The following is a 13,538-nucleotide window of genomic DNA, read 5'->3' as shown; positions in this document are numbered from 1 at the left end:
TCTACGTCGTCGGGAAAGGGCCGGTGTCAGCGCCTCCGAAGAACTGGGTGACCTCGCCGCCCAGCTTCAGCAGATCGTCCAGCTCCATGGTCGCCACCTCGTCACGGGTCAGCGCCGGGTCGGTGATGCGGGGCAGCAGCACCAGCAGGGCGTTCACGTCGAGCTGCAGCACATCGAGCAGCTTCAGGCCGCGCATCTCGCCGGGCTGGGGCTTGCGCAGGGCGACGGCAGCGACGTCGTTCTGGTCGCCGGTGCGCTTGACGGGGGTGGAAAGCGATACGTTTCGGGTGGTCATGTAAACGGTCCTTCAAACAGGGGGGTAAAAGGGGGGCTTACAGCCCCATGGCTTCGCGCAGGGCGGCCATCTGGTCGGTGCCGCCAATCACGCGCTTGCCGTTCTCGACATCGATCTCGACCAGCTCCCCGCCGTTCATCTCGATGCGCAGGTAGTCCACGGCGGTGGCGAGCTTGAGCGGCGCATCGGTGCCCGGCTTCAGGGTGCCGGGATCCACGGTCTTCCACAGCCCGCCGATGGTGTAGACATAGGTGTCGGCGTCCGAGTAGCTGACCTGCGACAGGCCCGCCGGGCGCAGCACCAGCCGCTGACGGTTGCCGAACAGCCGGATCAGCTCGGGGCGATGCTCGGAGACGGTCAGTTCGGCCGACATGGCCTTCATCCCCATGTCGATCTCGATGGTGCCGTCCATGCCGGCGCCACGATGGTTGGCGGTTTCCAGATCCAGCATCGGCAGCTTGGCCTCCAGCACGAGGCCGAAATAGCTGGTCGCGTCGATGAAGGCGTTGAAGTTGCGGATGGTGCGGGGATAGCTCATGACGGTCTCCTCAGCTTGCCGACACGACCTGGGCGACCAGGTCTTCGTAGTAGTCACCGTTGCGATGGGCGCGGAACGTCAGGCGCTCCAGCGGCGCGGGCGGCTCGAAATCGTAGTCGAGGTACAGCTGACCGCCTTTTAGCGTGGCCTCGGTGTTCAGCTCTTCGTCGATCCAGACGGTGCCGCCCAGGATCGCGCCCAGGGCCTCCATCCGCCGCAGGAAGGCCGCGACCCCGTCGCGGATGTCGCGGATCAGTTGGGCCGAGAATGGGCGATCCATGGCCCACAGATGCGCGGCCTCGATGCTGTCCTCGATCACATCCGCCGTCCGGCGCACCGACAGGAAGGTCCAGAGCGCATCGGGCGTGGTCGACCGGTTGCCCCAGATCCGGAAGCCGCTTTCCTGAACCACGGTGGTGACCGCGTTTTCGTTCAGAAGGTTGGCGCGACAGGTCGGATCGCTCAGCCCGAAGGACACCGGCCGGGCGGTGCCGGTAATGCCGCCGATCAGCTGGTTCGAGGGCGACCACCAGAACCCCTTGTCCTGATCGGTGCGGGCAATGACGCCGGCCACGCGGGCCGAAGGCGGTGCGGCAACTTCCGTCTGCAGGGCGGTGTCGAAGACCTTCACCCAGGGATCCACCACCAGGATACGCTGCGACCCGAACTGCTCGCGGAACGTGATGGCCTCGGCGTCGGTGGTGTTGGGACCATCGGCGATGACCACGGCGCGCAGCCGGTCGGCGATGCCCACCAGTTCGGACACCACGGCGGTGTTCTGCGAGAACCCCGGCGCGATCAGGATCCGCGGGGTGACCTTGGCCAGCGCCTTGGCATCCAGGAAGGCCTGCACACCCAGGTTGTTGCCACCCGCATCGACCCCGCCGATGATATTGGCCAGCGTGCCGGCGGCGTCCCCGCCCTCGGCCACACGCACGACCACGACACGGGCGCCGACCTGGTCGAAGATCGCGTCGATCGCCTCGGGCAGCGTGCCGGTATCGCCCAGCCCCGCAGCCTCGATCCGGCGGCCCGAGATCAGGACCGGCGTGTTCAGCGGGAAAGGCTCGTCGGCCCCGCCCGACAGGTTCCGCGCGGCCAGCATACGCTTGGCGGCACCGCCGCCATTTCCGGCACCGCCCGTCGCGGCCACCAGTGCCGAGGCCGCAACGTCGGCATTGATCGCGGTGATCAGCCCGGCGGCCGTCGAGGTCACTGCGCCGCCCGCATCGGTGGCCAGCGTCACGGTGATCGCGCTGCCAGTGACATCCACATCCAGCGCGGCATTGGCCGCGCCCGGATCGACCAGCTGGAAGGAAACGGCATTGCCGCCACCACCCGCCGAAGCAGCGGTCAGGGTGATCAGGTTGTTGGCCGCGGCGGTTCCGACGGTCAGGGTGGCGGCCGTGGCACCGGCTGCGTTGGGCGCGGTGCCCACCACGCCGATGGTCGAGAAATCCGCCAGCCGGATCGGGCGCAGGCCGCTGTCGATCTCAAGGGTTTCGATGCCGTGCAGAAAGCCCATGATTACACTCCCTCAATGAGCGCCGAGACGGAGGTCCGGGCGGTTTCGATTTCACCGGTGTTGGTAGCGGCGACCACTGCCAGTTGCTGCTGGTAGTCGGGCGCGGCCAGATCGACTGCGAGGATCCGCGCTTCGCATTCGGCTTCCAGCGCGGCGACCGTGGTGATCGCGCGGTCGTAAGCGGCGGATTTGAGCGCGATCATGGTCATCAGCTCGGCCAGCGTCATGCCGGCGGCGGTGGCCTCGCGGGTCAGTTCGGTGGTGACCTCGGCAGCAATGCTGGTGGGATCCGCGATCTGGCGCGCGACACCGTAGAACTCATTCAGGGCCATCGATCGCCCCTCGCCTGCCGCGCGCCCGGCCGGTGCGGACATCGGGTTGCGACCGGTGCACGCAGGTCACCACCTTGTGGCCCACCAGCCGAAACCGCATCCCGTCCCACAGCACCCCGCAGGCCTGGTGTTCAACACCCCGTTGAACGGCCTCTTCAATGGCCGCGCGATGGGTATCCACGTCGATGCCCAGGCGGCGCTCCAGATAGCGCAGAAGGGCGTGGTCGGTGACGTGCGGGCGGGTCATGGTCAGGGCTCCAGTTCGATGTCGGCGCGCAGGCACCAGGCCTTGAGCGCCTCGACCACGTCCTGGATCTGGCCGTGATCGCGCAGCATGTCGATATCGACGGGAACCGATCCCCAGGCAGCCTCGAACCGCGCCCGGACGAAAGCGTTCAGCCCGTCCCGGCCGGGCCGCTCCAGCACGCCCGCCTCGCCAAGCAGGCGCCACATCACATGCGCAAACCGCAGGTCCGCGCGCGGGGCGGCGGCGTGGCGCTGGCGCGGGGCTGCCTGTACCCGGAAGCCCTTTTCCTTCAGGTGATTCACCACCAGCTTGAGTTCACCGTCGGTCATCTCGGACAGGGACGCCTTGCCGGTGAGCTGGGCCTGGCCATGGCGTAAAAGACGCGCTGTAATTCGCGCGCCCTGTCGCGGCAGATTTCTTCAGGTCGGGCAGTTACCCGCACCGCTCCCCGAAAGGCGCACCTGCGGCAAACTGTGCCAACGCGGAGCGCCTAGGCGCCAGTCCTGAAATGATTTTCGGGCAACCCCCTGGTGTCGGTCTCGATGGCGAAAAGGCTGCCGGCCAGGCGGTCGGAGGGATCCTTCTCGGCACTGGCGGTGGTGACATAGAGGGTCGAAAGTTCCGGCCCCCCGAAACAGCAGGTGGTGATGTTCTTCACCGGCATGTCGATCACCCTGTCGACCGCGCCATCGGGTGCCACCCGCACGATGCAGCCGCCGAAGAACCGGCAGTTCCACAGGTAGCCCTCGGCATCGATGGCCGATCCATCGGGCAGGCCGCGGTCGAAGGCGGTGAAATGCGGGCGGCCCGCGCCGATGTCGCCGGTGGCGGGATCGTAGGGATAGGCGCGGATCTCGTTTTTCAGGGTGTCGCCGAAATAGAAGGTCTGGCCATCGGGGGCCCAGCATAGCGTGTTGGAAATACCGATGCCGGATTCGACCTCCTCCAGTGTGCCGCCCGCACGGAAGCGGAACAAGCGGCCCAGCCCTTCGGCCACGTCCAGCCCCTCGCCATTCGGCCCGACGTTGTTGCCCATGGAGCCGACCCAAAAATTGCCCAGCGGGTCGCTCCGGCCATCGTTGAAGCGCGCGTCAGGCGCGTCGGGCAGCGGGACGCCCAGATCGGTGCGGGTGTCGCTGGTCGGGTCGAGATAGATAAGACGCGATCCCAGCGCCACCAGCAGCCGTCCGGGCTGATCGGTCAGCGACAGGGCCACCGCCGGTTCGTCGAACAGATGCGAGGTCACGGCCAGCGTCTGCAGGTCCATCCGATGCACCACGAAGCGGTTGATGTCGGTCCAGTAGATGCAGTTCTCGGACGCCGAGAAGGTTGCGGCTTCGCCGCAGATGTTGCCGATGGGGGCAATGCAATGGATCTTGGTCATGGAGTCCTCTGGTGATCGGGTCAGGCCTTGGTCGTGTGGCGTTCCAGCGCGTGGTTCATCAGGACCGCACCGATGATCAGCGCCCCGCGTACCACATACTGCCAATACTCGCTGACATTGAGTAGCGTCATCCCGTTGACGATGACACCCAGGAACAGCACGCCGATCAGGGTGCCGCGAATGCTGCCCTTGCCACCGAACAGGCTGGTGCCGCCGATGATGACAGCGCTGATGACATCCAGTTCCCAGCCGCGCGCGGCGCTGGCGCTGCCCGACAGGATCTGGCTGGCAATCAGCACGCCGGCGATGGCGGTGAAGATGCCGGTGATGCCCAGGGCCAGGGTCTTGGTCTTCCAGACGTCGATGCCCGACAGGCGCGCGGCCTCGAGATTGCCGCCAACCGCAAAAATGGCGCGGCCGAAGCTGGTGTAATTCATCAGGAAGTACACAAGCCCGAAGACCGTGACGAAGATGTAGACCGGGAAGGGAATGCCGAACAGGAAGCCCGAGCCGAGGAAGCTGAACTGGTAGGGAAAGCTGGTGATCGGGAAGCCGCCGGTGATCAGGTTGGCTGCGCCCGACAGCACGGTCAGCAGGCCCAGCGTGGTGATGAAGGTCGGCATGTTGTAATGCTGACGCAGCTTGCCGGTGAACACGCCGATCATGAACAGCAGCGCCATGGCCGCCAGTGCACCCAGCGAGATGGCCACCACAGGGCCGGTGATGTCGGACAGCGCCCGCGTCACCCAGGCCGTCACGCAGCCCGAAAACGCCACGCCCGAGCCGATGGACAGGTCGATCTCGCCCGAGATGATGATCATCGTCATGCCAAAGGCGATGATGCCCTGCATGGTCACGTTGCGCAGCACGTTCAACTGGTTGTCGACAGAGGCAAAGCCGGGTGCCGTCACAACCAGAAACAGGTACATGGCGACCAGGATGATCTCCATCGGGTGCCGTCGGAAAAATTGGGCGAGCGACATCAGAGTCCTTCCATGCAGGCGGTATAGAGTTCTGTGAGAGTGGTGTTGGCAGGGTCCAGTTCGCCCTGGATCCGGCCGTCTTTCATGACGAGGATGCGGTCGCAGACCTCGAGGATTTCTTCCAGTTCGGTCGAAACGAAGATCGACGACAGCCCGTGCTCGGCCTGATCCCAGATGATCTGGAAGATCTGCTGCTTGGCATGAACGTCGACGCCACGGCTGGGTTCATCGAAGAACATGATCTTGGGATCGATGTTCAGCCAGTTGCCGATGACGACCTTTTGTTGGTTGCCCCCCGAAAGGCTGCTGACCGGATCGTCGGGGCTGCCGATCTTGATGTGCAACTGGTCGATCTGCTTCTGCACGCCGGGTTTCTCGGCGGCCTTGGTGATCAGCCCCTTGGGCGCGTTCTTGCGCAGGCTGGCCAGCGACAGGTTGCTGTGGATCGAGTGGGTCTGCACCAACCCGACTTCCTTGCGGTTTTCCGGGGTGTAGCCCAGCCCGATCCCCGACATCTGGCGCGGCGAGGGATCGGACACCACCTTGCCATCGACGGCGACCTCGCCCGCATCGAAGGGATCGGCGCCAAACACGGCGCGCAGCAGTTCGGTCCGGCCCGCGCCCAGCATCCCGGCGATGCCCAGAACCTCGCCCTTGTAGAGGGTGAAGCTGACATCCTCGAACGCGTGCTCGCGGCTCAGGTTGCTGACCTGCAGAATCGGATAGCTGCGGTCGGCGCGGCTGACGCGCCCGGCCGGGCGGTCGTGCGCCACATCGCCGAACATCATGTCCACGATGGCTTCGTTGCTGGTCTCGGCCATCTCGACCGAGCCGGTGTGCTTGCCGTCGCGCAGCACGGTGACGGTGTCGGCGATCTCGGCCAGTTCCGACATGCGGTGCGAGATATACATCATCGTCACCCCGCGATCGCGCAGCCGCCGCAACAGGGTGAAGAGCATCTCCACCTCCTTGCTGGCCAGCGCACTGGTGGGTTCGTCCAGCAGCAGCAGGGCGGGATCAAAGCTCATGGCCTTGGCGATCTCGACGGTCTGCTGCTGGCCGACGCTCAGATCCTCGACAATATCGTCGGGAGACACGTCCAGCCCCATGTCGGACAGCAACGCGGCGGTCTGCCTTCGGGCTGCGGCCCAGTCGATGCGGTCAATGCCCAGCAGCCGCTGCTTGGGCAGGCGGCCCAGGAAAATGTTCTCTGCCACCGACAGATGCGGCACCAGGCTCAATTCCTGATGAACGGTCACCACATTGGCCTGCAACGCATCCGCGGGCGAACGGAAGGTCCGTTCGACGCCGTTCAGCTTCATGAGGCCGCGCGTCGGCTGCACCACCCCGGCCAGGATCTTGACCAGCGTGGATTTGCCGGACCCGTTCTTGCCCATCAGGGCATGGATGCGGGACTTTTCGAACGTGTGCGTGAACGCGTCCAACGCCACGACGCTGCCATAGATCTTGGTCAGCCCCTGCGTCTCTACTGTTGCGGTCATGAGTCGGGTCCCGGTTGAACAGAGGGGCGCGGATGGCAACCGCGCCCCGTCAGGTGATCAGTTCAGCGATTTGAGGTAGTCCAGAAACTCGTTGGCCCCGGCTTCATCGGTGCGCGACAGTCCCAGAACCGGCACGATGACGGTCTGCTCGACCTCTTCACCCTTGGCCGCCGCAATGGCGTTTTCGACAGCCATCTGGCCCATCACATAGGGCTGCTGCGCGGTCACCGCCTGAAGGACGTTGTCGCCATCCAGCAGGAAGGTCAGCAGCTGCTCGGTGCCGTCGACGCCGAAGATGAAGATCTCGCCCGCCTTGCCGGCATTGCGCACCGCCTGCACCGCGCCCACGGTGCCGCCCTCGTTGGCCGCGTAGATGATATTCACATCCGGGTTGGCGGTGATGATGTCCCCGGCGACCTGGACCGCTTTTTCGGCAAGCCAGGCATCCTGCTGGCTGACGATTTCGATCTCGTTGCCCTTCTCGGCCTCTTCGATGAAGCCGTCCACGCGGTCGGCGGAAATCTCGGGCAGCAGCGCCTTGAAACCCAGCGTGGCGATCTTGGCCTTGCCGCCCAGTTCGGACTGGATGAAAGCCGCCGCCATCTGGCCGGTGGAATTGCCCAGATCGCGCTGTTTCGAGTTCAGATAGCTGACCGGGATCGACGTGTCGTCGATGGTCGAATTGTAAGTCACCACCTTGATGCCCTTGTCCGACGCCCGCTTCAGGGCCGGGATCGAGGCCACCTTGGACACCGGCGAGATCACGATCGCATCGACACCGCGTGCGATATAGGTGTCGATCAGGCTGATCTCCTTCTCGGGCTTGCTGTCCGAGTTGCCTTCAAGAAGGGTCACGCCCGCGGCCTCGGCCGCAGCGGTCATGCCCATCTGGATGGTGCGGAAAAACTGGTCCTGCTGGAACACCACGCTGGCGACGGTCAGATCGTCGGCCCGGGCGGCACCGGTCAGGGCGCCCACGGTGATCGCCGCGGCGGTCAGTTTGGTAAAAGTCGATTTCAGGGTCATTTTCAGTCTCCTCCTGCTGAAACGGGCCTTGGCGGCCATGGGTCTTTCGGACGCTGGCGGGGCAGCCGCCGGGCGTCCGTCACTTGCGAAACCTTGGGATCGGGGTCACATGGGGGTCTCTCCCACCGAGCCGTCGATGTACTTCAGGCCCTGATCCATGTGTTCGGACATGTGGTACTGGAACCGCAGCCGGTCGCGGCGGGCCAGCGCATCCAGAATGCTGGCGTGCTGGGCGTAGGTCTTGGGCAGGCCGTCGGCCTCCTTGCCGGTCTGCATCAGCCGGCAGATGATCGGCTTCATGGTGTTGTAGACCGCAAGCACGGTCTTGTTCCCGGCCACCGCCAGCAGCGTCGCATGAAAGTCGAAATCGTGGCGCGCGGCCTCTTCCGGCGATCCGGCCTGCAGGATCCGGGCGTTGATGGCGCCAAGCCGCCCCAGATCCTCGGGCGTCGCACGGTCGAACAGGGCATCGACGATGCCGACCTCGATCAACCGCCGGAACCCCTGGATGTCCAGAAATGTCTCGCGCGAGATGGTCAGCTGGAAGCTGAACAGGTTCAGCACCGCATCCATGTGCCGGTTGACGATCACCGTGCCGACCTTGGGGCGCACTTCGACCACGCCGTAGGCCTTCAGGATCCGCACCGCCTCGCGGACGGTATTTCGGGCGGCATCGAAGCGTTCTCCCAACTCCCGCTCGCTGGGCAGGGAGTCGCCGACGGTCAACTGGTGCTCGGTGATGTAGTCGCGGATCTGGCGCACAAGCACATCGACAGCACTTGCATCGCCAGCCGCGGCCCCTTCCGCCAACTTGTCGCCCAGATCCTGCATGCCGCCCCTCTTGTTGGTCCACAGACCCTATCGCCGTTCAGGCGTTTTTCAAGAAGATTTTTTGCCTGCCCATATTTTGATTAAAAAACAGCGACATGGGAGCGTTACTGCGCCGACGGCTGGTTATTCAGCCTAGATGGAGGAGCGCTGTGGGCCAACAATTGGGTTGATTTCGACCGCTTGAGAAGTCAGAAATACCCTGTATCCAAGGAGAATCGACCAAAATGCTGCAATCATGGCGGTGGTACGGCCCCAGCGACCCGGTATTGTTGGACCACATACGGCAGGCAGGCGCCACGGATGTGGTCACGGCCCTGCACGAGATCTATGACGGCCGCGCCTGGCCGGCCGACGCCATCCGCGCGCGCAAACAGATCGTGGCCGAGGCCGGACTGCGCTGGTCGGTGGTCGAAAGCATTCCCGTGCCCACGGCGATCAAGCTGCAGGGCGCCGGCGCAACCGACCAGATCGCGGCCTTCACCGCGACCATGCGCAACCTTGCCGCCGAAGGCCTGCAGGTCATCTGCTACAACTTCATGCCGGTGGTGGACTGGACCCGCACCGACCTGCGGTTCCGGGCGCCAGGGGGCGGGCTGGCCCTGCGCTTTGATCCGGTGGCCTTCGCCGCCTATGACATCTTCGTGCTGGAGCGCCCCGATGCGGCGGCGGACTACGATGCCCGGATGATCGACCGGGCACAGGCCTGGCTGTCGGACCGGGACGCCTCCGCCATCGCCTCTCTGGAACACAACATCATCTCGGGCCTGCCGGGATCCGAGGGCAGCCACACCCGCGACGGCATACGAGACCTGATCGGACAGTTCGCCGGGTACTCGAACGCCGATCTGCGCGCCAACCTGCTGGCGTTCCTGGGCGAGATCATCCCGCTGGCCGAGGACCTGGGCCTGCGCATGTGCCTGCATCCCGACGACCCGCCGTTTTCGCTGTTCGGCCTCCCGCGGGTGCTGAGCACCGCCGAGGACTATCGCGCGGTCTTTGACGCCCAGCCGTCGCTGGCCAATGGCATCACCTTCTGCACCGGATCGCTGGGCGCGCGCGCCGAAAACGACATTCCCGCGATGCTGGCGGAATTTGCCCCGCGCGTGCATTTCGCCCATCTGCGCAATGTCCAGCGCGAGCCCGGCGGCGGGTTTTTCGAAGCCGATCACCTGGACGGATCCACCGACATGATCGCGGTGATCGACCTGCTGCTCCGCGAACAGCGGCGGCGCAAGGCCGAAGGCCGAAGCGACTGGCACATCCCGATGCGACCCGATCACGGCCATCTGCTGCTGGACGACATCCACAAGACAACGAACCCCGGATACTCCGCCATCGGCCGCCTGAAGGGACTGGCCGAGCTGCGCGGCGCCATGCGGGCACTGGAGGCTGTTCATGATTGATCTGACCGGAAAATCCATCTTCGCCAGCGCGGCGGGCGCGGGCATCGGGCGCGCGGTGGCAAAGCGGCTGCTGCAGGGCGGCGCGCGGGTTCACGCGGTCGACCTGGACGGCGGCGCCCTGCAATCACTGCAGGCCGAGGCCACGGCCGAGGGCATCGCCGACAAGCTGACCATCGAAGCGCTGGATGCCACCGACCCGGACAAGCTGGCCGCCTGCGCCGAAGCTTTGCCCGATTGCAACGGCCTGTACAACGGCGTCGGCTGGGTGCACGAGGGCACGCTGGAAACCACCAGCCGCGCCGATTGGGACCGGTCCTGGGCCCTGAACGTCACCCCGATGATGGAGGCATGCCGCGCCTTCCTGCCCGGCATGGTGGCGCGGGGCGGCGGCAGCATCGTCAATGTCTCCTCCGTGGCCTCGTCGCTGAAGGCGGTCCCCAACCGCATGGCCTATTCCGCCACCAAGGCGGCGGTGCTGGGGCTGACCAAATCCATCGCGGCGGATTATGTTGGACAGGGCATCCGCGTCAACGCCCTCTGCCCCGGCACCGTGGACAGCCCCAGCCTGCGTAGCCGCATCGACAGCGCTCCGGACCCCGACGCCGCCCTTGCCGCCTTCATCGCCCGTCAGCCAGTGGGACGCCTGGGCACGCCGGAAGAAATGGCCGAGATCGTTGCCTTCCTGTTGTCCGACTCAGCCGCCTATGTCACCGGCACGCATTTCGTGCTGGACGGCGGCATCACAATGTAAGGCCCCCCCGCCATGAAAATCGGACTTGGCCTGTACCGGCAGATGCTGAACGACCGGCACTATGCCTTTGCCCAGCAACTGGGCGTCACCCATGTGGTGGCGCATCTCGAGGATTATTTCTCGGCCAACCCGCAACTGGCCGATGACAGCGACAGCAGTTGGGGCAAGGCGCAGGACGACGACTGGACGGAAGACACCTTCCGCAAACTGATCGACGACCTGGCGCGCTTTGACCTGAAGCTTGCCGCGATCGAGAATTTCGCCGTCAAGCACTGGCACGACGTTCTGTTGGACGGCCCCCGGCGCGATGAACAGATGGCACATCTGAAGCGGATCATCCGGGCGGCCGGCGCGGCCGGCGTGCCCTGCTTCGGCTACAACTTCTCGGCGGTGGGCGTCTGGGGCTGGACCCGCGGCCCCTATGCCCGCGGCGGCGCCATGTCGGTGGGCTTCGACATCACCAGGATCGACCCGGACGAACCGATGCCCAAGGGCATGGCGTGGAACATGATTTATGACGACGACGCCGGACCGGGCACCGAAGGACCGATCAGCCGCGACCAGATCTGGGACCGCTACGCCCGCTTCCTGGACGAGATCATCCCCGTCGCCGAAGAGGCCGGAGTCATCCTGGCCGCCCATCCCGACGACCCGCCGGTCAAGGCGCTGCGCCTGACCGCCAAGCTGATCAACAGCCACGACGCCTATCGGCAGGCCTTCGCGCTGAACCCCTCGCCCAACAACCGCGCCGAGCTGTGCCTGGGCTGCCTGCAGGAAATGGCCGAGGGCGACATCTATGAAACCGTGGCCGACTTCGCCCGCTGCAATCGCATCGGCTATATCCACTTCCGCAACGTGAGGGGCCAGGTGCCGAACTATCACGAGGTCTTCATCGACGAAGGCGACATCGATATGGCCCGGATCGTGCGGATCCTGAAAGACAATGACTATCAGGGCGTGTTGATCCCCGATCACACCCCCGAACTGGAATGTGACGCGCCCTGGCACGCCGGCAAGGCCTTCGCTGTCGGCTACATGAAAGCTCTGGTCGCGCAAGCCTGAGGAGAGACCGATGGGAGAATTCGACGGAAAGATCGCTGTGGTCACCGGGTCCAGCGGCATCGGACTGGGCGCGGCCCTGCATTTCGCCCGCGAAGGCGCACAGGTCTATCTGTGCGGGATCGACGACGCGCTCAACGCAAAGGCGCGGTCCGACGCGGACGGGCGTGCGGTCAACGTCAGCCGGGTGGATGTGTCCGACGCCGAGCAGGTCGAAAGCTGGATCAACGGCATCGCGGCCGAGGCCGGGGGCATCGACATTCTGGTCAACGCCGCCGCGATCCAGACCTATGGCACCACGGAAACCACCGATATCGCTCATTGGCGGCGGGTGATGAACATCAACCTCGATTCCTGCTTCTACACCTCGCATTTCGCCTATCCGCACATGAAGGCGCGCGGCGGCGGGGCCATCGTGCATGTGTCGTCGGTGCAGGGGCACTCCAACCAGTACGGCGTACTGGCCTATGCCACCACCAAGGGCGGCATCCATGCCTTCACCCGTGCCCAGGCGGTGGACGCCGCCAGGGACGGCATCCGTGTGAACTCGATCAGCCCCGGCTCGATCCGCACCCCGCTGCTGGAATTCGCCGCCCAGGAAGTGGCCGGCCCCGGCAATCCGATCGAGGACACGATCGCCGAGTTTGGCAAGGCCCACCCCATCGGGCGGGTCGGCACCATCGAGGAAACCAGCCAGCTGATCGGCTTCCTGTGCAGCGAAAAGGCCGGGTTCTGCACCGGGGCAGACTACAGGATCGACGGTGCGCTGACGGCCTATATCGGCGTCTAGGCAGGCTTCGGGCCGCGCTCTGTGCGGAGGGCGGCCAGACCACCGCCTGCACCAAGGTGGCCATGCCGCCCATTGGCTGCCCATGCGCCGCACCGAGCGGACGTGCCGCAGGCGATAATACCACAGCAGCGCCAGCGCGATCAGGCACACGCCGCTCAACCCGGTGATGACCTCGGGCACATGGACCACGGTGGGCGCATACATGATGAGCGACAGCAGAAGGATCGGTTAGAAGGCGCCGTGTTCCAGAAACCGGTATTCTGTCAGCGTGCCCCGTTCCACCAGCATGATTGTCATCGACCGCACATACATCGCGCCGATACCAAGCCCGATGGCGATGATGAAGATATTCTGCGTCAGCGCGAAAGCCCCGATGACCCCGTCGAACGAGAAACTGGCGTCCAGCACTTCGAGATAGAGTAACGCCCCCAGGCTGCCTCTGGCGATGCCATCCACGGTGTCGTCGCGGTCCAGGATGTTGCCCACCACATCGACCAGCAGAAAGGTGATCAGCCCGTAAAGCGCGGAATGCACAAAGGTCGAGGCATCTTCCTCGGGCAGGAAACGCGCGAAGAACAGCATCAGCAACAGGACCAAAGCGATCTCGACCCCCCGGATCGATGCCCAGGACGTGTACCGGGACTAGGCTATGGACTTCGGTAACGGGGCGGTTTGTGTCAAGCCGCTTTGCGCAGGCAAAGCTATCCGCCAGAGCGGTGTTTTTGACATCATTCGTTCCCGCTCTGCCTTTCTGCACGGCCTTCGCCTGAGATCCTTCGGGTACATGCTTCGGTCCGTGGTCAGCGCGGAGACTGCCAACATGATGCGGGTTCGATGCACTTCCGATCTGCCCATCTCATAGGCGTGCTTGA

Annotated in this window: 15 protein-coding genes and 1 pseudogene; 4 read left to right on the top strand and 12 right to left on the bottom strand. The window is 65.0% G+C overall.

Translation table 11 applies throughout. The features are described 5' to 3' along the window. Window position 1: 1 nt before the first annotated feature. The 11 genes from AB0T83_RS10990 to AB0T83_RS10940 form a co-directional block, all read right to left on the bottom strand. On the bottom strand, window positions 2-295 hold the full coding sequence (locus AB0T83_RS10990; RefSeq protein ID WP_366193085.1) for a phage tail assembly protein: 294 nt from the start codon (window positions 293-295) through the stop codon (window positions 2-4). A gap of 37 nt (window positions 296-332) precedes the next feature. Continuing rightward, window positions 333-833 (bottom strand): phage major tail tube protein, encoded by a 501-nt coding sequence (locus tag AB0T83_RS10985; protein ID WP_366193084.1) that lies wholly within the window; start codon window positions 831-833, stop codon window positions 333-335. A 10-nt stretch (window positions 834-843) separates the two neighbouring features. Continuing rightward, window positions 844-2,358 carry a phage tail sheath subtilisin-like domain-containing protein gene (locus tag AB0T83_RS10980; protein WP_366193083.1) on the bottom strand — a complete coding sequence of 505 codons (1,515 nt, stop codon included), beginning with the start codon at window positions 2,356-2,358 and terminating at the stop codon, window positions 844-846. Window positions 2,359-2,360: 2 nt separating this feature from the next. Then, window positions 2,361-2,690: a hypothetical protein gene (locus AB0T83_RS10975; RefSeq protein ID WP_366193081.1), complete on the bottom strand. Its 330-nt coding sequence runs from the start codon at window positions 2,688-2,690 to the stop codon at window positions 2,361-2,363. Beyond that, window positions 2,677-2,937 (bottom strand): hypothetical protein, encoded by a 261-nt coding sequence (locus AB0T83_RS10970; protein ID WP_366193080.1) that lies wholly within the window; start codon window positions 2,935-2,937, stop codon window positions 2,677-2,679. Before AB0T83_RS10970 ends, AB0T83_RS10975 begins: the two co-directional genes overlap by 14 nt. 2 nt (window positions 2,938-2,939) lie before the next feature. Next, window positions 2,940-3,329 (bottom strand): phage protein GemA/Gp16 family protein, encoded by a 390-nt coding sequence (locus AB0T83_RS10965; protein ID WP_366193180.1) that lies wholly within the window; start codon window positions 3,327-3,329, stop codon window positions 2,940-2,942. 98 nt (window positions 3,330-3,427) lie between these two features. Then, window positions 3,428-4,321 carry an SMP-30/gluconolactonase/LRE family protein gene (locus AB0T83_RS10960; RefSeq protein WP_366193079.1) on the bottom strand — a complete coding sequence of 298 codons (894 nt, stop codon included), beginning with the start codon at window positions 4,319-4,321 and terminating at the stop codon, window positions 3,428-3,430. A gap of 20 nt (window positions 4,322-4,341) precedes the next feature. Next, window positions 4,342-5,304 carry an ABC transporter permease gene (locus AB0T83_RS10955; protein WP_366193077.1) on the bottom strand — a complete coding sequence of 321 codons (963 nt, stop codon included), beginning with the start codon at window positions 5,302-5,304 and terminating at the stop codon, window positions 4,342-4,344. Then, window positions 5,304-6,806, bottom strand: coding sequence for a sugar ABC transporter ATP-binding protein (locus AB0T83_RS10950; protein ID WP_366193075.1), 1,503 nt, complete (start codon window positions 6,804-6,806; stop codon window positions 5,304-5,306). Before AB0T83_RS10950 ends, AB0T83_RS10955 begins: the two co-directional genes overlap by 1 nt. A 57-nt stretch (window positions 6,807-6,863) precedes the next feature. Continuing rightward, window positions 6,864-7,832, bottom strand: a complete 969-nt coding sequence (locus tag AB0T83_RS10945) for a substrate-binding domain-containing protein (protein ID WP_366193074.1) — start codon at window positions 7,830-7,832, stop codon at window positions 6,864-6,866. Window positions 7,833-7,937: 105 nt separating this feature from the next. Beyond that, window positions 7,938-8,663: a FadR/GntR family transcriptional regulator gene (locus AB0T83_RS10940; protein ID WP_366193073.1), complete on the bottom strand. Its 726-nt coding sequence runs from the start codon at window positions 8,661-8,663 to the stop codon at window positions 7,938-7,940. Between the two features lie 224 nt (window positions 8,664-8,887). Between AB0T83_RS10940 and uxuA the strand changes: the two genes are divergently transcribed. From uxuA to AB0T83_RS10920, 4 genes are read left to right on the top strand one after another with little or no spacing between them, the layout of a single operon-like run. Continuing rightward, window positions 8,888-10,066: a mannonate dehydratase gene (uxuA, locus tag AB0T83_RS10935; RefSeq protein WP_366193072.1), complete on the top strand. Its 1,179-nt coding sequence runs from the start codon at window positions 8,888-8,890 to the stop codon at window positions 10,064-10,066. Continuing rightward, window positions 10,059-10,817, top strand: a complete 759-nt coding sequence (locus tag AB0T83_RS10930) for an SDR family oxidoreductase (protein ID WP_366193071.1) — start codon at window positions 10,059-10,061, stop codon at window positions 10,815-10,817. Before uxuA ends, AB0T83_RS10930 begins: the two co-directional genes overlap by 8 nt. Window positions 10,818-10,829: 12 nt before the next feature. Continuing rightward, a complete protein-coding gene (locus AB0T83_RS10925) occupies window positions 10,830-11,879 on the top strand; it encodes a mannonate dehydratase (RefSeq protein ID WP_366193070.1) in 1,050 nt (349 codons plus the stop codon). A 10-nt stretch (window positions 11,880-11,889) separates the two neighbouring features. Further along, complete coding sequence (locus AB0T83_RS10920) at window positions 11,890-12,666, top strand: SDR family NAD(P)-dependent oxidoreductase (RefSeq protein WP_366193069.1); 777 nt, start codon at window positions 11,890-11,892, stop codon at window positions 12,664-12,666. A gap of 126 nt (window positions 12,667-12,792) precedes the next feature. On the opposite strand, the pseudogene AB0T83_RS10915 reads toward AB0T83_RS10920, so the two are convergent. After that, window positions 12,793-13,293, bottom strand: a pseudogene (locus AB0T83_RS10915) (DUF475 domain-containing protein); the annotation flags it as partial. Between the last annotated feature and the right edge of the window lie 245 nt (window positions 13,294-13,538).

The organism is Meridianimarinicoccus marinus (assembly GCF_040689105.1).
Classification (GTDB): Bacteria; Pseudomonadota; Alphaproteobacteria; order Rhodobacterales; family Rhodobacteraceae; genus Meridianimarinicoccus; species Meridianimarinicoccus marinus.
This window is presented reverse-complemented; position numbering and strand designations above follow the sequence as displayed.

Bases quoted from the DNA above. Each gene is read 5' to 3' on its own strand.
- AB0T83_RS10990 (WP_366193085.1), bottom strand. From the start codon at position 295: ATGACCACCCGAAACGTATCGCTTTCCACCCCCGTCAAGCGCACCGGC.
- AB0T83_RS10985 (WP_366193084.1), bottom strand. From the start codon at position 833: ATGAGCTATCCCCGCACCATCCGCAACTTCAACGCCTTCATCGACGCG.
- AB0T83_RS10980 (WP_366193083.1), bottom strand. From the start codon at position 2,358: ATGGGCTTTCTGCACGGCATCGAAACCCTTGAGATCGACAGCGGCCTG.
- AB0T83_RS10975 (WP_366193081.1), bottom strand. From the start codon at position 2,690: ATGGCCCTGAATGAGTTCTACGGTGTCGCGCGCCAGATCGCGGATCCC.
- AB0T83_RS10970 (WP_366193080.1), bottom strand. From the start codon at position 2,937: ATGACCCGCCCGCACGTCACCGACCACGCCCTTCTGCGCTATCTGGAG.
- AB0T83_RS10960 (WP_366193079.1), bottom strand. From the start codon at position 4,321: ATGACCAAGATCCATTGCATTGCCCCCATCGGCAACATCTGCGGCGAA.
- AB0T83_RS10955 (WP_366193077.1), bottom strand. From the start codon at position 5,304: ATGTCGCTCGCCCAATTTTTCCGACGGCACCCGATGGAGATCATCCTG.
- AB0T83_RS10950 (WP_366193075.1), bottom strand. From the start codon at position 6,806: ATGACCGCAACAGTAGAGACGCAGGGGCTGACCAAGATCTATGGCAGC.
- AB0T83_RS10945 (WP_366193074.1), bottom strand. From the start codon at position 7,832: ATGACCCTGAAATCGACTTTTACCAAACTGACCGCCGCGGCGATCACC.
- AB0T83_RS10940 (WP_366193073.1), bottom strand. From the start codon at position 8,663: ATGCAGGATCTGGGCGACAAGTTGGCGGAAGGGGCCGCGGCTGGCGAT.
- uxuA (WP_366193072.1), top strand. From the start codon at position 8,888: ATGCTGCAATCATGGCGGTGGTACGGCCCCAGCGACCCGGTATTGTTG.
- AB0T83_RS10930 (WP_366193071.1), top strand. From the start codon at position 10,059: ATGATTGATCTGACCGGAAAATCCATCTTCGCCAGCGCGGCGGGCGCG.
- AB0T83_RS10925 (WP_366193070.1), top strand. From the start codon at position 10,830: ATGAAAATCGGACTTGGCCTGTACCGGCAGATGCTGAACGACCGGCAC.
- AB0T83_RS10920 (WP_366193069.1), top strand. From the start codon at position 11,890: ATGGGAGAATTCGACGGAAAGATCGCTGTGGTCACCGGGTCCAGCGGC.